The organism is Variovorax sp. DAIF25, assembly GCF_050711835.1.
GTDB lineage: Bacteria > Pseudomonadota > Gammaproteobacteria > Burkholderiales > Burkholderiaceae_C > Variovorax.
Window position 1 is genome coordinate 7348204 of sequence record NZ_CP136636.1, and the last position, 22717, is coordinate 7370920.

General features: G+C 70.2%; 21 protein-coding genes and 1 riboswitch. Of the genes, 10 read left to right on the forward strand and 11 right to left on the reverse strand.

Annotated features, from left to right (window positions below; translation table 11 throughout):
- Positions 1 to 15 precede the first annotated feature (15 nt).
- The 6 genes from R0232_RS34020 to R0232_RS34045 all read left to right on the forward strand — a co-directional run bounded on the left by R0232_RS34020 (position 16) and on the right by R0232_RS34045 (position 8435).
- Positions 16 to 1134 carry an aminoglycoside phosphotransferase family protein gene (locus tag R0232_RS34020; protein ID WP_431510856.1) on the forward strand — a complete coding sequence of 373 codons (1119 nt, stop codon included), beginning with the start codon at positions 16 to 18 and terminating at the stop codon, positions 1132 to 1134.
- A gap of 87 nt (positions 1135 to 1221) precedes the next feature.
- Positions 1222 to 1956, forward strand: coding sequence for a 16S rRNA (uracil(1498)-N(3))-methyltransferase (locus R0232_RS34025; protein WP_431510857.1), 735 nt, complete (start codon positions 1222 to 1224; stop codon positions 1954 to 1956).
- A 251-nt stretch (positions 1957 to 2207) separates the two neighbouring features.
- Positions 2208 to 3575, forward strand: a complete 1368-nt coding sequence (locus R0232_RS34030) for a M20/M25/M40 family metallo-hydrolase (RefSeq protein WP_431510858.1) — start codon at positions 2208 to 2210, stop codon at positions 3573 to 3575.
- Between the two features lie 99 nt (positions 3576 to 3674).
- Entirely contained in the window at positions 3675 to 4133 is a 459-nt protein-coding gene (locus tag R0232_RS34035) for a YidB family protein (protein WP_431510859.1), read from the forward strand.
- A 132-nt stretch (positions 4134 to 4265) separates the two neighbouring features.
- Positions 4266 to 5435: an MFS transporter gene (locus R0232_RS34040; RefSeq protein WP_431510860.1), complete on the forward strand. Its 1170-nt coding sequence runs from the start codon at positions 4266 to 4268 to the stop codon at positions 5433 to 5435.
- A gap of 54 nt (positions 5436 to 5489) precedes the next feature.
- The gene (locus R0232_RS34045; protein WP_431510861.1) at positions 5490 to 8435 is read left to right on the forward strand and encodes a DUF4132 domain-containing protein; all 2946 of its coding nucleotides are present in this window, start codon (positions 5490 to 5492) and stop codon (positions 8433 to 8435) included.
- A 10-nt stretch (positions 8436 to 8445) separates the two neighbouring features.
- Here the strand turns inward: R0232_RS34045 and R0232_RS34050 are convergent, their stop codons facing one another.
- Positions 8446 to 9309, reverse strand: coding sequence for a lysophospholipase (locus tag R0232_RS34050; RefSeq protein ID WP_431510862.1), 864 nt, complete (start codon positions 9307 to 9309; stop codon positions 8446 to 8448).
- Positions 9306 to 10817, reverse strand: a complete 1512-nt coding sequence (locus R0232_RS34055) for a M20 family metallopeptidase (RefSeq protein WP_431510863.1) — start codon at positions 10815 to 10817, stop codon at positions 9306 to 9308. The genes R0232_RS34050 and R0232_RS34055 overlap by 4 nt, the downstream gene beginning before the upstream one ends.
- A gap of 95 nt (positions 10818 to 10912) precedes the next feature.
- On the opposite strand from R0232_RS34055, the gene R0232_RS34060 reads away from it, so the two are divergent.
- The gene (locus R0232_RS34060) at positions 10913 to 11821 is read left to right on the forward strand and encodes a DUF72 domain-containing protein (protein ID WP_431510864.1); all 909 of its coding nucleotides are present in this window, start codon (positions 10913 to 10915) and stop codon (positions 11819 to 11821) included.
- A 31-nt stretch (positions 11822 to 11852) separates the two neighbouring features.
- Here the strand turns inward: R0232_RS34060 and R0232_RS34065 are convergent, their stop codons facing one another.
- The gene (locus R0232_RS34065) at positions 11853 to 12374 is read right to left on the reverse strand and encodes a bactofilin family protein (protein ID WP_256222563.1); all 522 of its coding nucleotides are present in this window, start codon (positions 12372 to 12374) and stop codon (positions 11853 to 11855) included.
- A 266-nt stretch (positions 12375 to 12640) separates the two neighbouring features.
- Here R0232_RS34065 and R0232_RS34070 point away from each other — a divergent pair, with 266 nt between their 5' ends.
- Positions 12641 to 13594: an ion transporter gene (locus R0232_RS34070; RefSeq protein WP_208508940.1), complete on the forward strand. Its 954-nt coding sequence runs from the start codon at positions 12641 to 12643 to the stop codon at positions 13592 to 13594.
- Here R0232_RS34070 and R0232_RS34075 read toward each other — a convergent pair.
- The 4 genes from R0232_RS34075 to R0232_RS34090 all read right to left on the reverse strand — a co-directional run bounded on the left by R0232_RS34075 (position 13539) and on the right by R0232_RS34090 (position 16607).
- On the reverse strand, positions 13539 to 14126 hold the full coding sequence (locus R0232_RS34075) for an IMPACT family protein (protein WP_296775609.1): 588 nt from the start codon (positions 14124 to 14126) through the stop codon (positions 13539 to 13541). The genes R0232_RS34070 and R0232_RS34075 overlap by 56 nt on opposite strands.
- A 16-nt stretch (positions 14127 to 14142) precedes the next feature.
- Complete coding sequence (metW, locus tag R0232_RS34080; protein ID WP_057597361.1) at positions 14143 to 14730, reverse strand: methionine biosynthesis protein MetW; 588 nt, start codon at positions 14728 to 14730, stop codon at positions 14143 to 14145.
- Entirely contained in the window at positions 14727 to 15887 is a 1161-nt protein-coding gene (metX, locus tag R0232_RS34085) for a homoserine O-succinyltransferase MetX (RefSeq protein ID WP_296775606.1), read from the reverse strand. The genes metW and metX overlap by 4 nt, the downstream gene beginning before the upstream one ends.
- Before the next feature lie 156 nt (positions 15888 to 16043).
- The gene (locus tag R0232_RS34090) at positions 16044 to 16607 is read right to left on the reverse strand and encodes a TMEM165/GDT1 family protein (RefSeq protein WP_057597363.1); all 564 of its coding nucleotides are present in this window, start codon (positions 16605 to 16607) and stop codon (positions 16044 to 16046) included.
- A gap of 90 nt (positions 16608 to 16697) precedes the next feature.
- Positions 16698 to 16805: riboswitch (yybP-ykoY riboswitch) on the reverse strand.
- A gap of 266 nt (positions 16806 to 17071) precedes the next feature.
- Between R0232_RS34090 and R0232_RS34095 the strand changes: the two genes are divergently transcribed.
- Positions 17072 to 17491, forward strand: coding sequence for an RNA recognition motif domain-containing protein (locus R0232_RS34095; protein ID WP_431510865.1), 420 nt, complete (start codon positions 17072 to 17074; stop codon positions 17489 to 17491).
- A gap of 71 nt (positions 17492 to 17562) precedes the next feature.
- Here R0232_RS34095 and R0232_RS34100 read toward each other — a convergent pair whose 3' ends face one another.
- From R0232_RS34100 to R0232_RS34115, 4 genes are read right to left on the reverse strand one after another with little or no spacing between them, the layout of a single operon-like run.
- Positions 17563 to 18351, reverse strand: coding sequence for an SDR family oxidoreductase (locus R0232_RS34100; protein WP_093343579.1), 789 nt, complete (start codon positions 18349 to 18351; stop codon positions 17563 to 17565).
- 10 nt (positions 18352 to 18361) lie between these two features.
- Entirely contained in the window at positions 18362 to 19009 is a 648-nt protein-coding gene (gene lptC / locus R0232_RS34105) for an LPS export ABC transporter periplasmic protein LptC (RefSeq protein WP_093343580.1), read from the reverse strand.
- Positions 19006 to 19554: a KdsC family phosphatase gene (locus tag R0232_RS34110; RefSeq protein ID WP_093343582.1), complete on the reverse strand. Its 549-nt coding sequence runs from the start codon at positions 19552 to 19554 to the stop codon at positions 19006 to 19008. The genes lptC and R0232_RS34110 overlap by 4 nt, the downstream gene beginning before the upstream one ends.
- A complete protein-coding gene (locus R0232_RS34115; protein ID WP_261212095.1) occupies positions 19554 to 20555 on the reverse strand; it encodes a KpsF/GutQ family sugar-phosphate isomerase in 1002 nt (333 codons plus the stop codon). The genes R0232_RS34110 and R0232_RS34115 overlap by 1 nt, the downstream gene beginning before the upstream one ends.
- 166 nt (positions 20556 to 20721) lie before the next feature.
- Between R0232_RS34115 and R0232_RS34120 the strand changes: the two genes are divergently transcribed.
- Positions 20722 to 22707, forward strand: a complete 1986-nt coding sequence (locus R0232_RS34120) for a monovalent cation:proton antiporter family protein (RefSeq protein ID WP_203203476.1) — start codon at positions 20722 to 20724, stop codon at positions 22705 to 22707.
- Positions 22708 to 22717: the final 10 nt, after the last annotated feature.

Sequence of the window (22717 nt, forward strand, 5' to 3'; positions counted from 1 at the left end):
TAGAATCGATTATCCATGACAGCACCCCCGCCCCCGGCCTCCACGGCCCCAGCCCTCCATGGGGCCATTTCCTGGACTGATCCGCAACGGGCCGAAGCGTTCCGGGGTTGGCTTGCCGGCATCGCGACGGCGCATCGCCTGTTGCCCGACACCGTGCGGCTCGCCTCCGCCGACGCGAGCTTCCGCCGCTACTTCCGCGTCGACGGCACCGGCCCCGAGGGCACGCGCATCGTGATGGACGCGCCGCCCGACAAGGAGAACAGCACGCCCTTCGTCCAGGTGGCGCAGCTCATGGCCGAGGCCGGCGTGCATGCGCCGCGGGTGCTCGAATGGGACCAGGCCCACGGCTTCCTGCTGCTCGACGATCTCGGCCGCCAGACCATGCTCGAGGTGCTCGACCCCGAGCGCCCCGACACCAGCCGCCCGCTCTACGACCAGGCGATCGACGCGCTGATCCGCTGGCAGCTCTCGTCGAAGCCCGGCGTGCTGCCGCCCTACGACCGGGCGCTGCTCGAGCGCGAGCTGTCGCTGTTCCCCGAGTGGTACCTGGGCCGCCACCGCGGCGTCGCCATCGAAGGCAAGCTGAAGGAACGGCTGGAGCGCAGCTTCAAGCTGATCGTCGACAGCAACCTCGCCGCGGCCAGCGTCTACGTGCACCGCGACTTCATGCCGCGCAACCTCATGGTGGCGCCGGGCGACACGCTCGCCGAGCGCGCGAAGACGCCGCTGGGCGTGCTCGACTTCCAGGACGCCGTCTACGGCCCGATCACCTACGACATCGCCTGCCTGATGCGCGATGCCTTCCTGAGCTGGGACGAGGAGTTCGTGCTCGACATCACCGTGCGCTACTGGCAGAAGGCCCGCAAGGCCGGCCTGCCGGTCGACGAGGACTTCGGTGCCTTCTACCGCGCGGTCGAGTGGATGGGCCTGCAGCGCCACCTCAAGGTCGCGGGCATCTTCGCGCGACTCACGCTGCGCGACGGCAAGCCGCGCTACCTCGCCGACACGCCGCGCTTCATCGCCTACATCCGCGCCACCGCCAGCCGCTACAGCGAACTCACGCCGCTGCTGCGGGTGATCGACGAGGTCGAGGGCACGACCGCGACCACCGGCTTCGCCTACGGCCGGGTCTGATCGCTGAAGAAGCGCTGAACGGAATCTGAAGAAAGAGACGCTGTATCGCCCATGCAACATGGGAATGCAGCTACGAATCTCATAGCAATGCCGCGTTTTCACTGCTCCGTTCCACTGCATGCCGGCGCCACGCTGGCGCTGCCGCCCGGTGCCGCGCGCCACGTGCAGGTGCTGCGGCTGCAGCCCGGCGATGCCATCACGCTGTTCGACGGCAGCGGCGGCGAGTACGCGGCCACGGTCGAGCGCATGGGCCGCAGCGAGGTCAGCGTGGTCGTCGGTGCGCACACGGCGCGCGAGAGCGAGGCGACGCGCGCCGTGCACCTGGCGGTCGGCATGCCGGCCAACGAGCGCATGGACTGGCTGGTCGAGAAGGCCACCGAACTCGGCGTGGCGAGCATCCAGCCGCTGGTCACGGCGCACGGCGTGTTGCGGCTGACCGGCGAGCGCGCCGAGAAGAAGCGCGCGCACTGGGAAGCCATCGCCATCGCGGCCTGCGAGCAGTGCGGGCGCAACCGGGTGCCGGTGATCCATTCGGTGCGGCCGTTTTCCGGCTGGCTCGATGCGGTGCCGGACGACGGCGGGCACGGCCCGGCACTGCGCCTCGTGCTGAGCCTGGCCGAGGGCACGCGCGCGCTCGGCGATGCGCTCGCGCAGGCCGGTGGCGACCCGGCCGCGGTGCAGGTGCTCAGCGGCCCCGAAGGCGGCCTGAGCGGCACCGAGGAAGCCGAGGCCATCGCGCGCGGCTTCGCGCCCGTGACGCTGGGCCCGCGCGTGCTGCGCGCCGAGACCGCCGCGCTCGCGGCGCTGGTGCGGCTCGCCTGACAAGGTGTGAATAAACCTACTGCGCGCCCCGATCTCGCACCTGCGGTCCTCACCGTACAGAGTACGGCTCCGGTCCTCGGCGCGACCTCGGGGCGCTCGCTACGGTTTCTTCACACCCTTGTGAGCCGGCGGCCCCCTCGGCCGCTCCCCCCGGAATCCTCGTGGGTGTTTTCCGCGACGCGCGAGCGCGGGCCTTTCGGAACAATGGGACTCCACGTTCCATTGCATCGTTTCCAAAGGATCCCCCGCCCATGCATCGACCGCTTCGCGCGCCCCGGCTCGCCCCGCTGACCTTCGCCGTCGCACTGGCGGCTTTCGGCACCGTCCAGCTCGCCAAGGCGCAGAGCGCGCCGGTGGCACCCACGCCGGCGCAGGTGAACCCCGAAGTCGACCGGGCCTACACGCAGCTGATGGCCGCGCCCGCGATCCAGAAGCTGCTCGACGCGGTGAAGGCCGACCACGAGCGCACGGTGGAAGAGCTGAAAACGCTGACCGAGATCGAGGCGCCGCCCTTCAAGGAACAGAAGCGCGCCGAGGCCTTCCTCGCGCGCATGAAGGCCCTCGGCCTGTCGGATGCGCGCATCGACGCCGAAGGCAACGTGGTCGGCCTGCGCAAGGGCACGGGCCACGGCCCGAAGCTGCTGGTCTCGGCCCATCTCGACACCGTGTTCCCGACCGGCACCGACGTGAAGGTCAAGGAACGCGACGGCAGGCTCTATGCGCCCGGCATCGCCGACGACACGCGCGGCCTGTCCGTGCTGCTGTCCTGGCTCAAGGTGCTCAACGAGAACAAGGTCCAGACGCAGGGCGACCTGCTGTTCGTCGCCAACGTCGGCGAGGAAGAACTGGGCAATCTGCGCGGCATGAAGGCGATCTTCCGCGACCACCTCGACATCGACGGCATGGTCGGCCTCGAGCCTTCGCCCGACGGCCACGTGCTGGTGCTGGGCACCGCGAGCCATCGCTACGAGGTGAACTTCAAGGGCCCGGGTGGCCACAGCTTCGGCGCCTTCGGCCAGGTGCCGAGCGCGATCCACGGCATGGGCCGCGCCATCGCCAAGATCGCCGAGGTGCGCACGCCCAGCTTCCCCAAGACCACCTTCACGGTCGGCACGGTCGGCGGCGGCACCTCGGTCAACACCATCGCGCCCGACGCGCGCATGGCGATCGACATCCGCTCGGACGACATGGCTTCGCTGCTCGAGGCCGAGAAGAAGATCCTGGCCACGCTCGACGAAGCCGTGGCCGAGGAGAACAAGCGCTGGAACGTGAACACGCTGAGCGTGAGCACCAAGCTGATCGGTGACCGGCCCGGCGGTCGCACGCCGACCGACTCGGTGATCGTGGAGGCCGCGGTGCGCTCGAACAGCGCCTTCGGCCACAAGACCCTGCTGCGCGGCGGCAGCACCGATGCCAACGTGCCGATCTCGCTGGGCATCCCCGCGATCATCATCGGCGGCGGCGGCAAGTCGGGCGGATCCCATTCGACCAACGAGTGGATCGACGTGACAGACGGATGGAAAGGCGCGCAGAATTCGCTGGTCACCGTGCTCGGCCTGGTCGGCGTTCCGGGCGTGAGTCCGGCCCTGCTGCCCAAACGCGCGGCACGTACCAAGTAATTTGTCACGTTGTAAGCCGAAAGTCAGCAAACAAGATTTCGGCAACATTCCACCGCCTGGGAAAATCCCGCGGTTCTGTCACACACCAAGGAAAAAGCCATGGGATTGCTCGACTCGGTACTCGGTCAGGTGCTCGGAGGCGCTGCGCAGCAGCAGCCCCAAAGCGGAGGACTCGGCGGCTTGGGCGATCTGGGAGGCTTGGCCGGCGCGCTGGGCGGCCTGCTCGCCAACAACGGCGGTGCAGGCGGCCTCGGCGGCCTGGTTTCGAAATTCGAGCAGGCGGGCCTCGGCGACGTCATCGGCTCGTGGGTCGGCAAGGGTGAGAACCTGCCGGTCTCGGGCGGCCAATTGCAGGACGCGCTGGGCGGCGACACCATCGCCAGCATCGCCTCGAAGCTCGGCATCAACGCGCAGACCCTGCTGCCGATGCTCGCCACCATGCTGCCGGCCCTGATCGATCAGCTCACGCCGCATGGCAAGGTGCCCGAGCAGGGGCTCGGCAACCATGAAGATCTGCTGGGTTCGCTCAGCGGCCTGCTGCAAGGCCGGCAGTCCTGAATTGCAAGAAGCGGATCAAGGATTCGGCGCCCGCGAGGGCGCTTTTTTTTGGCCCGCTGGCGCAGCCCGGCCCGTTCGCGTAGAACCGCGGGCTCTCCCGTCGTCCGCAACCCCCGTGCCGCTTCCTCCCCCATGAATCGCAACCTCTGGCTGCTCGCCATCTGCCAGGGCCTGTTCCTGACCAACAACGTCACCTTCATCGCGATCAACGGCCTGGTCGGCCTCGCGATCGCGCCGCGCGGCTGGATGGCGACGCTGCCCGTGATGGGCTACGTGGTCGGCAGCGCGCTCGCCACCGGGCTGGTGGTGCGCAGCCAGCGCCGGTTCGGCCGGCGCGGCGCGTTCCAGATCGGCCTGGCCGTGGCGCTGGGCTCGGCGCTGCTGTGCGCCTATGCGGCGTTCTCGAAGGACTTCTGGCTGCTGTGCTGCGCGACCGTGGTCGCGGGCTACTACAACGCCAACGCGGGGCTCTACCGCTTCGCGGCGGCCGAGCTCGCGGCGCCCGACTGGCGCGAGAAGGCGGTCTCGCTGGTGATGGCCGGCGGGCTGATCGGCGCGGTGGCCGGCCCGAACCTCGCGGCCGCCACGCGCCAGATGTTCGCCGTGCCCTTCGCGGGCGCCTACCTCGCGCTCGCGCTGGTGGCGCTGCTGTCGATGGCGCTCATGCGCTTCATCGAGTTCCCCGCGCCGCCCGCGCGCGCGCAGGGCGGCGGACGGCCGCTGGCCGAGATCGCGCGGCAGCCGGTGTTCATCGTGGCCGCCGCCGCGGGCGCGCTCGGCTACGGCGTGATGAACCTGCTGATGGCCGCGACGCCGATCGCGATGCAGATCTGCAGCCTGCCGTTCGAGGACGCGGCGCTGGTGCTCGAATGGCATGTGATCGGCATGTTCGCGCCGGGCTTCTTCACCGGCCACCTGATCCGCCGCTTCGGCGCGCTGCCGGTGATGGGCGCGGGGCTGGTGCTGAACCTGGCCTGTATCGCGGTCGCGCTGTCGGGCGTGGAGCTGCGGCACTTCGCGATCGCGCTGTGCCTGCTCGGCGTGGGCTGGAATTTCCTCTTCACCGGCAGCACCACGCTGTCGCTGACCGCCTACACGGCCGAGGAGCGCGACCGGGCCCAGGGCGCGCTCAACTTCTGCGTGTTCGCGACGCTGGCGCTGACCTCCTTCGCCTCGGGCGTGCTGGTGACGACCCAGGGCTGGCAGTTGCTGAACCTCGGTTCGCTGGTGCCGGTGGCGCTGACCGGCGCCGCGCTGCTGTGGCTCGCGCACACGCGCCGGCGCGCACGCAGCGCGGCCTGAATCGGTCACGGCCATCCCCGACAATCCCGCCCGCATCAACCACGGGGAGAGGCGATGGCGGCTGGCCGCAAGGGGAAGCAGGGTGACGATCCGGGCGCGCAGCCCGATGGCACGGTCCACTGGACGGCGGCGATGCGCGGCGCGCTCGCCGAATTCCGCAACACGCCCTGCCGCCAGTGCGGCGCCACGCTGTCCGAAAACCAGCCGCTGCACGAGCAGCTCGACCACATCGACCGCCACCCGCAGCCCGCCTGGCAGCAACGGCCACAGAGGCTGCGCGTGCTCGAGCTGCATGGCACCGGCGCGCTGCCGCTGTTCCTCGAGCCCGCGCCGCGCAAGGAGGCGCTGGCCGACCTGCTCGCGATCCATCACGTCGACGCGGTGCGCTTCCTCGCGGGCCAGGTCCGGCATCCCGAATGCAAGACGGCGCTCGCGAAGCAGGCCGAGCGCTGGCCGCTGCTGGTGCTGCGCGAACTGCTGGCCGCCAACCCGGCGCGCCACCAGGCCGGCGCGGCGCTGGTGCTCGAACTGCTGGCCGCGCATCCCGAATGGCAGGCGCCGCTCGAAGCGGCCTGCGACGAGCCCCAGCGCAAGGCGCTCGCGCGGCTGCAGGCCGATGACGGCGGTGGACTGGCCGACGCCGAACCCACGCAGTGGCCGGCCTTCCTGCGCGCACCGCCCTGGAAGGACAGGCAGGCGCTGCCCTCGATCCCGGTGCTGGCGCTCGATGCCGTCGAACAGCCCGCGCGGCTGCACTGGCAGCACGCGGTGCCGCGGCGCTATCCCCCGGTCGGCGGCGAACCCGCGCAGTGGCTGGCAGAGGAAGTGCGCGAGGCACAGCAGCGCGGCGAACGCCAATTGGCCGAGTACCCACGCCCGCACCACACGACGCAGCCGCCGCCCGAGGCCCGGGCCTGGGACCGCCCGCGCAAGGCGCTGTGGATGCTGGGCCTGAAGGCCGAGCGCATCGAGGACGCGATCGGCGACCACGGCGCCAGCCTGTCGGCGGACGACTTCGGCAAGCCGCCCGGCGATTCGTGGAGCTGCGGCGACCAACTCTGGCAATTGCCCGAGCCGCTGGCGATGGCGGTGTTCGCGCGGCTGCCACCCGCGAGCCACTACATGGGCGACGCGAGCTACCTGCGGCCGCTGCTGCATCGCTTCGGCACCGCCGCGCTGCCGGGCCTGCCGCCCTATCTGAAGCAAGGCTCGCGCGCCATGTTCGAGCTGGCCGCGGTGATCGAATGGGACCGGCTCGCGCCCTGGATCGCCAAGGGCTTCCACGGCAACCGCTGGGTGCGGCAGGAAGCCTGTGCCTGGCTCGGCCGCTATCCCGAGGCCGCCGCGCGCGGCTTGGTGCCCGACGCGCTCGGCGCACCGGGCATCGCACGCGATGCGGCGCAGGCCGCGCTGCGCTGGCTGCACGAAGCCGGCCATGCCGATGCGGTCCATGCGCAGGCCATGGCCTACGGCCCCGTCGCGGCCGAGGCCGTGTCGCAGTTGCTCGCCATCGCGCCCGAACATCTGCTGCCCGAGACGCTGCCGGTGCTGCCGAAGTCGCTGCCGCTGTCGACGCTGCCGCGCCTGGTGCTCGCCGAGGACGCCACGCGGGCGCTGCCGGCGGCGCTGCTGCCCGACGTGCTGATGACGATGGCGCTCGGCAAGCCCGAGACGCCGTACCCCGGCCTCGCAGCGCTGCAGGCCGCGGTCGCGCCCGAGGCGCTGGCGCGTTTCGCACGCGCGCTGCTGGCCTGGTGGATCGGCAATGGCCGGCCGGGCAAGGAGCGCTGGATGTTCGCGCTGCAGGGCCGGCTCGGCGACGACGAGACCGCACGCCAGCTCGCGAGCCTGCTGCGCCAGTGGCGCGCGGCGCTCGACCGCGTGCGCGCCTACGACGCGCTCGCGATGCTCGGCGAGATCGGCAGCGATGCCGCGCTGATGCACCTGGGCGAACTCGCGCGCCAGACGCGCTACGCCGACCTCAATGCGCGGGCCTCGGCGCTGCTCGACGAGGTGGCGGCGCAACGCGGCCTGAGCCTGGCGCAGCTGGCCGACCGCACGGAGCCCGAGCTCGGGCTCGATGCGCGCGCGGGCCTGGCGCTCGACTTCGGCCCGCGCCGCTTCGCGCTGCAGATGGACGACCGCCTGCAGCCGCTGCTGCGCGACGACGCGGGCAAGCCGCTGAAGGCGCTGCCCAAGCCCAATGCCGCCGACGATGCGGCGCTGGCCACCGCCGCCACCGAGCAGCTCAAGGAACTCCGCAAGCTGGCGAAGACCGTCGCGGCCACGCAGCTGCGCCGGCTCGAGGCCGCGATGTGCGAGCAGCGACGCTGGACGCACGGCGAGTTCATGGCCTTCCTGGTGCGGCATCCGGTGATGCGGGTGTTCGTCCGGCAGCTGGTGTGGGGGCTGTTCGGCGGGAACGGCGCGAACGGCTCGCTAGAGGCGAGCTTCCGCGTGAGCGCCGAGGGCGAGTTGGTCGATCCGCACGACGATCCCTTCGCGCTGCCCGACGAGGAGGGCTCGCGCATCGGCATCGCGCACCCGCTCGAGTTCGCGGCACGCGACCCCGCGCTGGCGACCGCCTGGGCCTCGGTGCTGGCCGACTACGAGATCGTGCAGCCCTTCGAGCAACTCGCGCGGGCGCACTTCACGCTCGATCCGGCGCTGCGCACGCAACGCGCGCTGCCACAGTGGACCGGCCGCACGGTGACGAATGCCGGCCTGCTCGGCCTGGAAGCGCGTGGCTGGCAGCGCGAGGTCGGCGACGGCGGAATGGTCCATCGCTTCGGTAAGTCGGTGGGCGAGGGCCTGGCGATCTGGCTGCAGGTCGAGGAGGGCTGGTACGTGCAGGGCGCGGCCGATCCCAAGGCGCAGCAGACGGTGGCGGGCGTGGCGCTCGAGGGCGCCGAGGGCCGCTGCCTCGGCGACGTGGCGCCGATCGCGTGGAGCGAGGTCGAGCGCGACCTGCAGCGCGCGGTGTGGGCGCCGGTGCCCTGAACGCCCGCGCTCAGGCCGCGGCGGGAAAGCGCCGCCCCAGCCAGCGCTCGAGCGCATCGAACACCGGCTGCGCCTCGAGTTCGTTGAAGAGTTCGTGATAGAGCGTCTCGAAGCCATGCGCCTCGACCTGCCCGCTGGTCGCGGCGGCCTGCGCGAAGGCCCGGCTCGCGGCCGGCTTCACGAGCCGGTCGTCGCCCGCGTACAGCAGCAGCGTGGGCACCGGCCATTGCGGCGCCGCGCGCACCACGGTCTCGCCTTCATAGGCCAGGAAGCGCGCGAGCCGGCTGCCGATGCGGTCGTGGGTCAGCGGATCGTCACGGTAGGCCTGGACCACGGCGCGGTCGTGCGAGAGGAAGTTGTCGTCGAGCCCGTTGCCCACGCGCAGATTGGGCGCGATGCGCGGCAGCACGGCGAGCAGCAGCTTCTGGAAGCCGCTCAGGCCCGGATCGAGCCCCGGCGACGAGAGCACCAGCCCATCGACCGGCCGCACGCCGCGCGCCACCAGGCTCGCCGCGACCAGCCCGCCCAGGCTGTGGCCCAGCAGCACCAGCGGCAGCCCCGGGTTGGCGGCACGCGCATCGTCGATCACGAGCGCGAGATCGTCGACCAGCCGCAGCTCGCTCGGCAAGCCGCCGCGTGCGCCGCTCGAGGCGCCATGGCCATGGTGGTCATGGGCCCAGACGGCGAAGCCCCAGCCGTGCAGCCGCTCGGCCAGCGCGTGGTAGCGCCCGGCATGCTCGCCGAGGCCGTGCACCAGCATGACCACCGCGCGCGCCGGGCCCGGCGCGGGCAGGCGGCGCAGCACCAGCGTTTCGCCGCCGGGCGCGGCGAGCGACACGCGCTGCGGCTCGGGCAACGCGGCCCGCGGGTTCACGCGGCCGCCGGGGCTTCCTGCGCGGCGCGGTGCGCGGCCGGCAGCGCCGCGATCACCTCGGCCACGGCGGCCGTGAGCTTCTTGGCGTAGGGCACGTGCAGGAACTCGTTCGGGCCGTGGGCATTGCTCTTCGGGCCGAGCACGCCGCAGACCATCATCTGCGCGGTCGGGAAGCCGGCGCTCAGCATGTTCATCAGCGGGATCGTGCCGCCCTGGCCGATGTAGCCGCAGGAGGCACCGAAATGCGCGCGCGAGGCCTTGTTGAGCGCGTCCTCGAACCACGGCGTGATGGTGGGCGCGTTCCAGCCGGTGGCGCCGCCGTTGCTTTCGAAGGTCACGCGGGCCTGGTAGGGCGCGTTGTCCTCGAGCAGCGCCTTGAGGCTGCCGACCGCCTCGGCCGCATCGACCAGCGGCGGCAGCCGCAGCGACAGCTTGAAGGCGGTGTAGGGGCGCAGCACGTTGCCCGCGTCCTTCAGCGCCGGGAAGCCCTCGGCGCCGGTCACCGACAGCGTGGGCTTCCAGGTGCGGTTGAGCAGCGCCTCGACCGGGTCGGTGGTGGTCGGCAGTGCGAACATGGTGGAACCGCCGCAGTCGTAGTGCGCCCACGGGAAGCGCTTGTAGACCTCCTCGCCGAGGATCGCGGCCGTGGCCTTGGCCTGCGCCAGCCGGTCGGGCGGCACCTCGCAATGGAAGCTCGCGGGCAGCAGCCGGCCGGTGGCGCTGTCCTCGAGGCGGTCGAGCACCTGGCGCATGATGCGGAAGCTCGAGGGCACGAGCCCCGAGGCATCGCCCGAGTGGATGCCCTCGGTCAGCACCTCGACCTTGAGCGTGCCGCTGGCCATGCCGCGCAGCGAGGTGGTGAGCCACAGCTGGTCGTAGTTGCCGGCGCCCGAGTCGAGGCAGATCACCAGTTCGACCTCGCCCAGGCGCGGACGCAGCGCGTCGACGTAGGGCAGCAGGTCGTAGGAGCCGCTCTCCTCGCAGGTCTCGATCAGGCCGACGATGCGCGGATGGGCCGTGCCCTGGCGCTTGATGGTCTGCAGCGCCGCGATGCTCGCGTAGACCGCATAGCCGTCGTCGGCGCCGCCGCGGCCGTAGAGCAGGCCGTTCTCGTACTTGGGCGTCCAGGGGCCGAGGTCGTTGCGCCAGCCGGTGAACTCGGGCTGCTTGTCGAGGTGGCCGTACATCAGCACGGTCTCGCGCATGTCGGTGCCGGTGGCGGGCACCTCGAAGAACAGCACCGGCGTGCGGCCCTCGAGGCGCACGATCTCCAGCTTCAGGCCCTCGACCTTCTGCGCCTCGACCCAGGCCGCGGCATTGCGCAGCACGGTCTCGAGGTGGCCGTGGGCCGACCAGTCCTTGTCGAAGCCCGGCGACTTGGCCGGAATGGCGATGTAGTCGGTGAGCTGGCGCACGATGTCGCCGTCCCACTGGGCGGTGACGTCGGACAGGGCCCGCTCGGCGTCGAGCAGGCCGGCGGGAATTTCGCGGTGCAGGGGAGCGTTCATCGGGGTTCTCCGCGGTGGGGTGGCGAGACAAAAGCCGCATTTTGCGCCCATGGCCGCGGGCGCGTAGAGTGCGGTCGATCAACCTGGAGGGCGACGTGAGCAAGGCATCGACGACTCGGATCAAGGTGGGCATCGGCGGCTGGACCTACGAGCCCTGGCGCGACAACTTCTACCCCAAGGGGCTCGCGCACGCGAAGGAACTGAACTACGCGAGCCGCCACGTCAGCGCGATCGAGATCAACGGCACCTACTACAGCACCTTCAAGCCCGACAACTTCCGCAAGTGGCGCGACGACACGCCCGAGGGCTTCGTGTTCTCGATGAAGGCCTCGCGCTTCGCGACCAACCGCAAGCTGCTTTCCACCGCGGGCGAATCGATCCGGCGCTTCATCGACAGCGGCGTGACCGAGCTCGGCCCCAAGCTCGGGCCGATCGTCTGGCAGTTCATGCCGACCAAGCAGTTCGATGCCGAGGACTTCGAGGCCTTCCTCGAGCTGCTGCCGAAGAAGGAGGGCAGCACGCCGCTGCGCCACGTGATGGACGTGCGCCACGAGAGCTTCATCGTGCCGGCCTACAAGGCGCTCGCGAAGAAGCACAAGGTGTCGACCGTCTTCACCGACGCCGACAAGTTTCCGTCCTTCGAGGAGCCCGAGGGCGAGTTCGCCTATGCGCGGCTCATGATGGCCGACGCGAAACAGAAGACCGGCTATGCGGCGAAGGCGCTCGACGACTGGGCCGAACGCGCGCAGGGCTGGGCCGGAACGACCGCGAAGCCGCGCGAGGTGTTCGTCTATTTCATCAACGGCGCGAAGGAGCGCGCACCGGCAGCGGCGGCGGAATTGCTCAAGCGCCTGGGCTGGGAAGCGCCGGCGCCGGCGGAAGAACCGGCAGCGGCAGCGGCACCGAAGGCGCCCAAAACGCCGAAGCCGCCGGCTGCCGCGAAGAAGGCGGCGGGCACGGCGGCCAAAAAAGCGAAGACCGGGACGGCTTCGAAGAAAGCCTGACCCGGCCCGCGCTGCGATCGGAAACGGCCGATCAGGCCGCGGCTTGCACCGCGGGCTTCGCGCCGAAGCTGATTTCGCCAGAGATCTGGCCGCCTTCCTCGATCACGATCTTGCCGTAGCGAATCTTGCCCGTGACCTTGCCGGTCGAATGGATCACGAGCTTCTCGCGCACCGTGAGGTTGCCGTCGAACACGCCGCGGATCTCGGCGATGTCGATCTCGGCCGAGCCCTTGAACTCGCCCTGTTCGGCGATCTGCATCAGGCGCGAATCCATGGTGGCCTCGACCAGGCCTTCGACCACGAGCGTGTCGCAATCGGTGATCTCGACGCCCTTGAGCTTGATGTTGGGCCCGACGGTGAGCTTGCTGCCGCCTTCCTTCACAGCGGGTGCGGCGGCGGCGGCATTGAGGCCGGCCTGGGCGGTCAACGAGGAGGGATTGACGGGGGAGCCCGAGAGGTTGGTGCCCGAGCCCACGAGCGGCGCGGGCCTGGAGGTCAATGCATCGTTTTCGCGTTCGCGCTTGCCGAAGAAAGGGGAGGAAGAAGTGGCCAAAAGAGAGCTCCTCATGAAAAGGACTATCGTAAGAATGCGCTTGGGGCCTCCTGCACTTCATTGCGCAAGAGGCGTAACCGAATAAATCGGTCGCGCGCCATCATCGCCCGATTCGCTGGCGGTGCCAACCACAAAGGACGATGTCCTTTCACGGGTGCGCGAAGCGCGGGAAGTTCCCGCAGTTCGCGCCGCATGCGACGGCCTCCGACCCGAACGGCGCACCTGCGCATCGACAATGCGCCGCAGCCCACCAGCGACCCGCCACCATGACGACCTTCCTCTCGAGAGACACCATCGCTTCCCTCACGGCCGAGGCCGCGGCCGGCGACGCGCGCTTCGGCAAGCCCGAGCGCGGCTGGCGCCGCTCGCTGTTCTCGGTGATCTTCGAATCCGAATCGCGCGCGGGCCGGCTGTTCGACCTGGTGCTGATCGCGGTGATCGTGACCAGCGTGGCGGTGGTGATCCTCGACAGCGTGCAGCCGATCCACCAGCGCTGGGGCTCGACCTTCAGCGTGCTCGAATGGTTCTTCACGGCTCTCTTCACGCTCGAGTACCTGGGCCGCCTGGCCTGCGTGAAGCGGCCGCTGCGCTATGCGCTGAGCTTCTACGGCGTGATCGACCTGCTGGCGCTGCTGCCGACCTTCCTGGCCATCCTCACGCCCGAGCTCGCCTACCTGATCGACGTGCGCATCCTGCGGCTTTTGCGCGTGTTCCGCATCTTCAAGCTCTCGCGCTATTCGGCCGAATACCGCGCGCTGGTCTCGGCGGTGGCGGCCAGTCGCCGCAAGATCACCGTGTTCGTCGGCTTCGTGATGCTGGTGGTGCTGGTGATGGGCACGCTGATGTACGTGGTCGAGGGCCCGCAGCACGGCTTCACCAGCATCCCGGTGGCGGTGTACTGGGCGATCTCGACCATGGCCACCGTGGGCTTCGGCGACCTGGTGCCCAAGACCGACCTGGGCCGCGCGATCGCCTCGGTGATGATGCTGCTGGGCTGGGGCGTGCTCGCGGTGCCCACCGGCATCGTGACGGCCGAGATGGCGCGACGCCCCTTCGACGACGAGGGCGGCGCGGCGGCCTTGCCGCTGGCGTCGCGCGGCGTGCTCGCGATGACGGCGCTGGCGCCCGACGCGGCCGATGCGCCGGCCGTGCCGCGCAAGCGGATCACGCCCGCGGCCAGGCGACGCGCCCTTGGGCAGCATCGTCGAGGCGCGCGATGAAGGCCTCGGCCGCGGTCTCGGGCAGCGCGAAGACGAAGGCCACCGTGCTGGCATGCGCCACCGATTCGAGCACCGCGCCGGCCGCGGCCAGCTCGCGCCGCACCAGGCCCTCGAGCGCATAGGGCACTTCGCAGCGCAAGGTGCGCAGGCGCACCAGCGGCACCAGCCGCGCGCCGGTCAGCGCCTGCGCGATGCTGTCGGTGTAGGCGCGCACCAGCCCGCCCGCGCCGAGCTTCACGCCGCCGAAGTAGCGCACCACGGTCGCGAGCGCGCCCTCGATCTGCTGGTGGCGCAGCACCTCGAGCATCGGCCGGCCCGCGGTGCCGCCCGGCTCGCCATCGTCGTTGGCGGCCGACTGGCCGCCGGCCATCAGCGCCCAGCACACGTGGGCAGCGCCCGGGTGTTCGGCGCGCAGCGCGGCGACGACGGCCAGCGCCGCCTCGCGGTCGGGCACGGACTGCACGCAGCCGATGAAGCGGCTCTTCTTGATCAGCAGTTCGCTGTGGACCGGCTGGGCGAGCGTGAACGCCATGGGCGGCGGGGCGCCTTCAGCCCCCGTGCTCGAACTTGAACACCGCGGTGCTGGCGCGCGCGTTGGGCAGCCAGCGCACGTCGCGGCCGTCCTGCAGGCCGAAGGCATCGAGCACGCGCAGGTTGTTCTTGCGCGCGAGCACCTCGAAGTCCTTGAAGGTGCCCACGCGGATGTTGGGCGTGTCGTACCACTGGTAGGGCAGCCGCCGCGTGACCGGCATGCGGCCGCGCGCCACGCTGATGCGGTTGGGCCAGTGCGCGAAGTTGGGGAAGGCCACGATGCCGAAGCGGCCCACGCGCGCGGTCTCGCGCAGCATCACCTCGGCATTGCGCAGGTGCTGCAGGGTGTCGATCTGCAGCACCACGTCGAAGGTGGCGTCGTCGAACATCGCGAGGCCTTCGTCGAGGTTGAGCTGGATCACGTCGACGCCGCGGCGGATGCACTGCAGCACGTTGCCGTCGGCGATCTCGACCCCGTAGCCGGTGCAGCCGCGCTCGCGCTGCAGCAGCGCGAGCAGGGCGCCGTCGCCGCAGCCGAGGTCGAGCACGCGCGAGCCCTCGGGCACGAGCGCGGCGATGTGGCGCTGGATGTCGTTGTCGCTCACGATGCGATCTCCTGGGCCACGCGCTCGAAGTAGGAACGCACCACGCCCATGTAGCGCACGTCGTCGAGCAGGAAGGCGTCGTGGCCGTGCGGGGCGTCGATCTCGGCGTAGCTCACGTTGCGGCGGTTGTCGAGCAGCGCCTTCACCAGCTCGCGGCTGCGCGCGGGCGAGAAGCGCCAGTCGGTCTTGAAGCTCACGAGCAGGAACTTGGCGCTGGCGCGCGCGAACGCGGCCGTGAGGTTGCCGCCGTGCTCGCGCGCGGGGTCGAAGTAGTCGAGCGCGCGCGTGATGAGCAGGTAGGTGTTGGCGTCGAAGTACTCGCTGAACTTGTCGCCCTGGTAGCGCAGGTAGCTCTCGATCTGGAACTCGATCTCCTGCGTGGAGTAGCGGTAGGCCGCGTCGTCGCGGGCCGCCTCGCCCTCGACCGCGTTGCGCAGCAGGCGCCCGAACTTCGCGTTCATGACGTCGTCGCTGAGGTAGGTGATGTGGCCGATCATGCGGGCGATGCGCAGGCCGCGCTTGGGGATCACGCCGTGCTCGTAGAAGTGGCCGCCGTGGAAATCGGGGTCGGTCACGATGGCGCGGCGCGCCACCTCGTTGAAGGCGATGTTCTCGGCCGTGAGGTTGGGCGCGCTGGCGACCACCACCGCGTGGCGCACGCGCTCGGGGTACTGCAGCGTCCACGACAGCGCCTGCATGCCGCCGAGGCTGCCGCCCATCACCGCCGCGAGCGTGCGGATGCCGAGCGCGTCGAGCAGCGCGGCCTGGGCATCGACCCAGTCCTCGACCGTGACCACCGGGAAGTCGGCGCCGTAGACGCGGCCGGTCGCGGGGTTGACGTGCATCGGCCCGGTGGAGCCGAAGCAGGAGCCGAGGTTGTTGACGCCGATGACGAAGAAGCGGTCGGTGTCCAGCGGCTTGCCGGGCCCGACCATGTTGTCCCACCAGCCCGCGGAGCGGGCCTGGCCCTCGTAGACGCCCGCGACGTGGTGCGAGGCGTTGAGTGCGTGGCACACGAGCACCGCATTGCTGCGCTGCGCGTTGAGCGTGCCGTAGGTTTCGTAGGCGAGCGTGTAGCTGCCGATGGTCGCGCCGCTGCGCAGGGCCAGCGGGCCCGCGAACTGCATCGACTGGGGAGTGACGACCAACGAGGACATGAAATGAAAAACCCGGCCTCGCCAAAAACGAGCCGGGTCACGGCATCCGTCTTTAGCTGTATTTATCAAGCGCCCGCAAGCTGGAGCAAATCGGCGCGAGCGGCAGTATATCGCCGCGGGCCCGGGACGGCAGGCCCCGGGCTTTGGACGGCGGCGCTACCAGCCGATCAGCGCGACCACGCCCAGCACCAGGAAGATGACGGCCGAGATCGAGTGCACGAGCTTGATCGGCACGCGCTTGACGATGCGGTCGCCGAGCCAGACCACCGGCGCGTTGGCCAGCATCATCCCGAAGGTGGTGCCGACCACGACCCAGAAATAGGCCTCGGTGAAACGCGCCGCGAGCATCACGGTGGCGATCTGCGTCTTGTCGCCCATCTCGGCGAGGAAGAAGGCGACCACCGTGGTGCCGAAGACGCCAAAGTGCGAGGAACGCGGGGCATCGTCGTCGTCGAGCTTGTCGGGGATCAACATCCAGATCGCCATCGCGATGAAGGAGCCGCCGAGGATCCAGCGCAGGATGTCGGGGCCGAGCCAGTGGGTGATCCAGTTGCCGACCGCGCCCGCGAGCGCGTGGTTGATGACGGTGGCAGCGAAGATGCCTGCCACGATCGGCCAGGGTTTTCTGAAACGGGCCGCCAGCAGGAGGGCGAGCAACTGGGTCTTGTCGCCCATTTCGGCGAGCGCGACGACGCCGGTCGCGACGAGAAAAGCTTCCATGAAAAAACGGTTCCTTGGCCGAAGGGACGCAATTGACCGTGCAACACCTTCGGCCAAATTTCCCGAAGTTGCACGGTCAATGGTCTCGCCAGGTGTTGTTCTTCACTGCCCGCGCCATGTCCTGTGTGGGGCAGGACAAGTCTGTTGACGCGGGCCCTTCTCGTAGACGGAAGGCGGCTACTCCCCAATGACGGGCGAATTCTAACCCTTAAGTGTCATAGGCCCAGTTCGGGGCCTGGTTAGTAAGCGTGCGCCTACTCCAGGAGTCAAAATCTGTGCTACCGCAAGAAGCAAATTCCTGCTTGCATTTCTTGTATTTCACCCATAATGCACGAGCCTCCCTTTTCATTTCGGGTTGGAGGCACTGGGTGATCGGACAGTTTCGCGCGACTCGGCGGCTCTCGTTTGAGTGATGCTAATCGGGACTCCATCGCTTTTCTTGATGTGTTTATAGGAGTCCCTTGATGGGCAACAAACTGTACGTCGGCAACCTGCCTTACTCGGTGCGCGACGGTGATCTGGAGCAGGCATTCGGTCAGTTCGGTGCTGTGACCAGCGCCAAGGTCATGATGGAACGCGATACCGGCCGCTCGAAGGGCTTCGGCTTCGTCGAGATGGGCAGTGAAGCGGAAGCACAGGCCGCCATCAACGGCATGAACGGCCAACCCCTGGGCGGCCGCAGCGTGGTCGTCAACGAAGCCCGTCCGATGGAAGCACGTCCCCCGCGCAGCGGTGGCGGCGGCGGCTACGGCGGCGGTGGCCGCAGTGGTGGCGGCGGCGGCGGTGGCGATGGCGGTTTCCGCAGCCCCTACGGCGCCGGCCCGCGTGGCGGCGGCGGCGGTGGTCGCGGCGGCTACGGTGGCGGCGGCAACAGCGGCTACTGATCGCTTTCCCAAAAAGACAAAAGGCTCCTTCGGGAGCCTTTTTCGTTGCCGCGGCCGGTACGGCCTCGGGTTCAGCCTTCGCCGCGCCGCTTCTTCCGCCCGCGTCCCTGCACCGCGCGGTCGAGCAGCGCGTTGGGCAGCATGCGCATGATCTTGGCGATCACGCCCATCTGCCAGGGAATCACTCGGTAGCTGGCGCCGCTCTCGATCGCGCCCAGCGCCCGGTCGGCGAAGGCCTCGGGCTTCATCAGGAACGGCATGCCGTAGCGGTTGCCCTGCGTGAGCGGGGTGTCGATGTAGCCGGGCAGCAGGGTCACGACCTTGACGCCGCTGCCGTGCAGCTCGCCGCGCAGGCTCTCGCAGTAGGCGACCACGCCGGCCTTGCTCGCGCAGTAGGCGCCGTGCCCCGGCAGTCCGCGGATGGCCGCGACGCTCGCGATGCCGACCAGCCGCCCGCTGCCGCGCTGCACCATCGCGCGCACGAAGGGATGGAAGGTGGCGGCCAGCCCGACGTTGTTGGTGGCGAAGGTCTGCGTCAGCACGTCGAGGTCCTCGCGCTCCGCCGTGTCGATGCCCACGCTGATGCCGGCATTGGCGATCACCACGTCGGGCACGCCCTGGCGCTCGATGCAGGCGGCGCCGGCGGCCACGATGCTGTCGGTGCGCGCCACGTCGGCGCTGTAGATCAGGTAGCGGCCGCGGTCGAGTCCGCGCGCGTTGGCCCAGGCTTCGATCTCGCCGGTGCGGCGCGCGACCAGCGCCAGCCGGTAGCCGGCGTCGTAGAAGCGCGCGGCCAGCGCCTGGCCGATGCCGCTGGAGGCGCCGGTGATGAAGACGAGGGGCGACGGCGCGGTGGTCATGGCGCGGCGCTCAGCGCTTGCCCGCGGCGCCGGCCGCCTTGGCCGAAGGCACCATCGTGCCGCGCACGCGGCCGTTGAGGTTGGCGATGCCGGTCAGGTTGTCGTAGTCCATCGTGTCGGCGGTGAACTGGTCGGTGCCGCGGATCAGCGTGACGGGCTTGTTCGACTGCACGCGCTCGGTGTCGAGGAAGGCATGCAGGAAGTCGCCGCGGAACTCGAGGCGCGGCGAGGTCTTGCCGTTGGCGCCGACGGCCGCGTCGCGGATGACAACCGCGTTGCCGAACAGCTGGATCTCGCTGCCGTCGGAATTCGACAGCCCGCGGTTGGCGGTGGCGTGGGTGGTGAAGCCCTGCGGCGACACCGAGCGCATGCGCACCTCGTCGACCTCGATGGTGTCGGTGTCGGGGTAGTGCCGGCCTTCCTTGCCGAACAGTTCGCTGCGCAGGTCGCCGCTGGGCAGGAAGTTCTTGATGACGAAGCCGCGCATGAAGTAGTCGGGCTCGTGGGTGGGCGCGACCTTGGCGGTCGGCTCGAGCAGCTTGGGCGCATTGCGCACCAGCCAGTAGGTGCCGAGCGCGACGGCGGCCGTCAGGATGATCGGCAGGTAGATGGTGACGCGATCGAGGACGTCGCGCAGGAGGTTCCAGGCCTGCTTCATAGGGCGGTGTTCCGTGCGACGTCGAGCAGGCGCCGGTACTGTCCGCTGGCCGTGACCAGCAGATCGCAGAATTCGCGCGCCGCGCCTTCGCCGCCGCGCGCGCGGGTCACGTAGCGCACGGCGTCGCGCACCTCGACGTGGGCATTGGCCGGCGCCGCCGCGAAGCCCACGCGCCCCAGCACCGGCAGGTCGGGCCAGTCGTCGCCGATGGCCGCGGCCTGCGGCCAGCCGAAACCCAGCGACTGCAGCATGGCCTCGGCGGCCGGCAGCTTGTCCTCGGTGCCGTAGCGCACGTGCTCGATGCCGAGCGCCTCGAGCCGCACGCGCAGCGGCTTGGAATCGCGCCCGGTGATCACCGCGGGCAGGATGCCGGCCTTGCGCAGCAGCTTCAGGCCGTAGCCGTCGAGGATGCTGAAGCGCTTGAGGGTCTCGCCATGCTCGGTGAAGTAGACGCCGCCATCGGTCAGCACGCCATCGATGTCGAAGAAGGCGATGCGGATGTCCTGCGCGGCGAGCAATGTCTCTGGCTGGAATTCGAAGGGCATCAGATGACCTTCGCGCGCATCAGGTCGTTGATGCTGAGGGCGCCGATCAGCAGGCCCTCGGCGTCGACCACCAGCACGCTGGTGATGCGGTGCTGTTCCATCAGCTCGGCCGCCTCGACGCCCAGCGCGTCGGCGCGCAGCGTGCGCGGACCGCGATGCATGACGTCGGCCGCGGTGAGGCCGCGCAGGTCACCGCCGGTCTCGACCCTCCGGCGCAGGTCGCCGTCGGTGAAGATGCCGATCGCGCGGCCCTCGGCATCGACCACCGCGGTGGCACCCAGGCCCTTGGAACTCATCTCGCGCATCAGCTCGCTGAAGCTGGCGCCCGGCGCCACGCGCGGCACGTCGGCGCCGGTGCGCATGAGGTCGCTCACATGCGTGAGCAGCTTGCGCCCCAGCGCCCCGCCCGGATGCGAGCGTGCGAAATCCTCCGAGCCGAAGCCGCGCGCATCGAGCAGCGCCACGGCCAGCGCGTCGCCCATCGCCATCTGGGCGGTGGTGCTCGCGGTGGGGGCGAGGTTCAACGGGCAGGCTTCCTTGGCGACGCCGGCGTCGAGCACGATGTCGGCGTGCCGGGCGAGCGTGGAATCGGCGCGGCCCGTGATCGCGATCAGCGGCACGCCCTGGCGCTTGACCACCGGCAGGATCACCGTGAGCTCCTCGACCTCGCCGCTGTTGGAGATGGCGAGCACGAGGTCGACCGCCTTGATCATGCCGAGGTCGCCGTGGCTGGCCTCGGCCGGGTGCACGAACATCGCCGGCGTGCCGGTCGACGCCAGGGTGGCGGCGATCTTGCGGCCGACGTGGCCGCTCTTGCCCATGCCCATCACGACCACGCGGCCGCGCACCTCGAGGATCTTGCGCACGGCATCGACGAAGCTGTCGCCCACGCGCGCCTTGAGGCCGAGCACGGCTTCGGCTTCGATGTCGAAGGTGGCACGTGCCCGCGCGAGCATCGCGGCGGGATCGACCACGGGGGGCGTGGGGGAGCTGGAGGGCATCGGCGGATTTTACGGGCCGCGCCCCGCCGCCCCGCGGTTCCCGGCGAGCCCCTACGCCGCGACCCGGAATGGGCCCGAAAGCCGCGCCGCGCGGGGCCCGCGGCGCTTCAGGCCCCGGTAAGCCCCTCGCCACGCGCGCACGGCTCTTGCTCTAGCATCGCCCACCATGTCTTCGTTCGATCTCACGCTCTTGTATCTGGTGGCCGCGGTGATCGGCGTGGTGGCATGCCGCTTCCTCAAGCTGCCGCCGATGCTCGGCTACCTGACGGCCGGCGTGCTGATCGGCCCGCATGCGCTGGCGCTGGCGCAGAACTCCGAAGGCATCCGGCACCTGGGCGAATTCGGCGTGGTGTTCCTGATGTTCGTGATCGGGCTCGAGTTCAGCCTGCCCAAGCTGCGCGCGATGCGCAAGCACGTGTTCGGGCTCGGGCTGCTGCAGGTGCTGCTGACGATGGCGATCGCCACCGTGGGCGCGCTGCTGATCGCCTCCTTCCTGCCGCCCGACTGGCGCCTGGGCTGGCAGACCGCGCTCGCGCTGTCGGGCGCGCTCACCATGAGCAGCACCGCCATCGTGGTCAAGCTGATGGCCGAGCGGCTCGAGCTCGAGAGCGAGCACGGCAAGCGCGTGATGGGCGTGCTGCTGTTCCAGGACTTGGCGGTGGTGCCGCTGCTGGTGCTGATCCCCGCGCTGGGCGCGCCGCCCGAGGCGCTGGCCAAGGCGCTGGGCTTCGCGCTGCTCAAGGCCTGCCTGCTGATCGGCGTGCTGCTCTATGGCGGGCCGCGCGTGATGCGCTGGTGGCTCACCTTGGTGGCGCGCCGGCGCAGCGAGGAGCTGTTCATCCTCAACGTGCTGCTGGTCACGCTGGGCCTGGCCTGGCTCACCGAGCTCGCGGGCCTGAGCCTGGCGCTGGGCGCCTTCATCGCGGGCATGCTGGTCTCGGAGACCGAATACAAGCACCAGGTCGAGACCGACATCCGCCCCTTCCACGACGTGCTGCTGGGCCTGTTCTTCATCACCGTGGGCATGTCGCTCGACTGGCACATCGTGGTCGAGCGCTGGCTGCTGGTGGCGGTGCTGCTGCTGGTGCCGCTGCTGTTCAAGCTCGGCCTGGTGACGCTGCTCGCGCGCAGCCTGGGCGCGACCTCGGGCGTGTCGCTGCGTACCGGCCTCTACCTGGCGCAGGCCGGCGAGTTCGGCTTCGTGCTGCTGACGCTGGCGCAGGAGCGCAGCCTGCTGCCGCCCTGGCTGGCCAACCCGGTGCTGGCCTCGATGGTGCTGTCGATGCTGGCCACGCCCTTCATCGTGATGTACAGCAACGCGATCGTGCGCAAGCTGGTGGCCAGCGACTGGCTGCAGCAGTCGCTGCAGATGACCTCGATCGCGCGCAAGACGATCAACACGGCGCGCCACGTGATCATCTGCGGCTACGGCCGTTGCGGCCAGAACCTCGCGCGCATCCTCGAGCGCGAGGGCATCCCCTACATGGCGCTCGACCTCGATCCCGACCGCGTGCGCCAGGCCGCTGCGGCCGGCGACTCGGTGGTGTTCGGCGATGCGGCGCGGCTGCAGGCGCTGATGGCCGCGGGCCTGGCGCGCGCCAGCGCGGTGGTCGTGACCTACCTCGACGTGCCCGGCGCGATGAAGGTGCTGGCCAACACGCGCGCCCATGCGCCGCAGGTGCCGGTGATCGTGCGCACCCAGGACGACCACGACCTCGAGAAGCTGCAGGCCGCCGGCGCGACCGAGGTGGTGCCCGAGGCCATCGAGGGCTCGCTGATGCTCGCCAGCCATGCGCTGGCGCTGGTCGGCGTGCCGATGCGGCGCGTGATCCGCGTGGTGCAGGACCAGCGCGACGCACGCTACAACCTGCTGCGCGGCTACTTCCACGGCGCCGACGACGACAACGCCGACGAGCTCGACCACGAGCGCCTCAACACCTTCACGCTCACGCCGGGCGCGCGCGCCATCGGCCAGACGCTGGAGCGGCTGTCGCTGCAGGGCCTGGGCGTGCGGGTGGCGAGCCTGCGGCGCCAGGACGGCCAGCCGCGCGTGCCGGCCGAAGACACCGTGCTGTCGGACGGCGACACGCTGGTGCTGTCGGGCAAGCCAGCCGCGCTGGCGATGGCGATCGAGCGGCTGCAGAAGGGCTGAGCCTGCCCGG

Coding starts and splice junctions, on each gene's coding strand:
- R0232_RS34020 (WP_431510856.1), top strand. CDS start 16: ATGACAGCACCCCCGCCCCCGGCCTCCACGGCCCCAGCCCTCCATGGG.
- R0232_RS34025 (WP_431510857.1), top strand. CDS start 1,222: ATGCCGCGTTTTCACTGCTCCGTTCCACTGCATGCCGGCGCCACGCTG.
- R0232_RS34030 (WP_431510858.1), top strand. CDS start 2,208: ATGCATCGACCGCTTCGCGCGCCCCGGCTCGCCCCGCTGACCTTCGCC.
- R0232_RS34035 (WP_431510859.1), top strand. CDS start 3,675: ATGGGATTGCTCGACTCGGTACTCGGTCAGGTGCTCGGAGGCGCTGCG.
- R0232_RS34040 (WP_431510860.1), top strand. CDS start 4,266: ATGAATCGCAACCTCTGGCTGCTCGCCATCTGCCAGGGCCTGTTCCTG.
- R0232_RS34045 (WP_431510861.1), top strand. CDS start 5,490: ATGGCGGCTGGCCGCAAGGGGAAGCAGGGTGACGATCCGGGCGCGCAG.
- R0232_RS34055 (WP_431510863.1), bottom strand. CDS start 10,817: ATGAACGCTCCCCTGCACCGCGAAATTCCCGCCGGCCTGCTCGACGCC.
- R0232_RS34070 (WP_208508940.1), top strand. CDS start 12,641: ATGACGACCTTCCTCTCGAGAGACACCATCGCTTCCCTCACGGCCGAG.
- R0232_RS34075 (WP_296775609.1), bottom strand. CDS start 14,126: ATGGCGTTCACGCTCGCCCAGCCGGTCCACAGCGAACTGCTGATCAAG.
- metX (WP_296775606.1), bottom strand. CDS start 15,887: ATGTCCTCGTTGGTCGTCACTCCCCAGTCGATGCAGTTCGCGGGCCCG.
- R0232_RS34090 (WP_057597363.1), bottom strand. CDS start 16,607: ATGGAAGCTTTTCTCGTCGCGACCGGCGTCGTCGCGCTCGCCGAAATG.
- R0232_RS34095 (WP_431510865.1), top strand. CDS start 17,072: ATGGGCAACAAACTGTACGTCGGCAACCTGCCTTACTCGGTGCGCGAC.
- R0232_RS34100 (WP_093343579.1), bottom strand. CDS start 18,351: ATGACCACCGCGCCGTCGCCCCTCGTCTTCATCACCGGCGCCTCCAGC.
- lptC (WP_093343580.1), bottom strand. CDS start 19,009: ATGAAGCAGGCCTGGAACCTCCTGCGCGACGTCCTCGATCGCGTCACC.
- R0232_RS34110 (WP_093343582.1), bottom strand. CDS start 19,554: ATGCCCTTCGAATTCCAGCCAGAGACATTGCTCGCCGCGCAGGACATC.
- R0232_RS34115 (WP_261212095.1), bottom strand. CDS start 20,555: ATGCCCTCCAGCTCCCCCACGCCCCCCGTGGTCGATCCCGCCGCGATG.
- R0232_RS34120 (WP_203203476.1), top strand. CDS start 20,722: ATGTCTTCGTTCGATCTCACGCTCTTGTATCTGGTGGCCGCGGTGATC.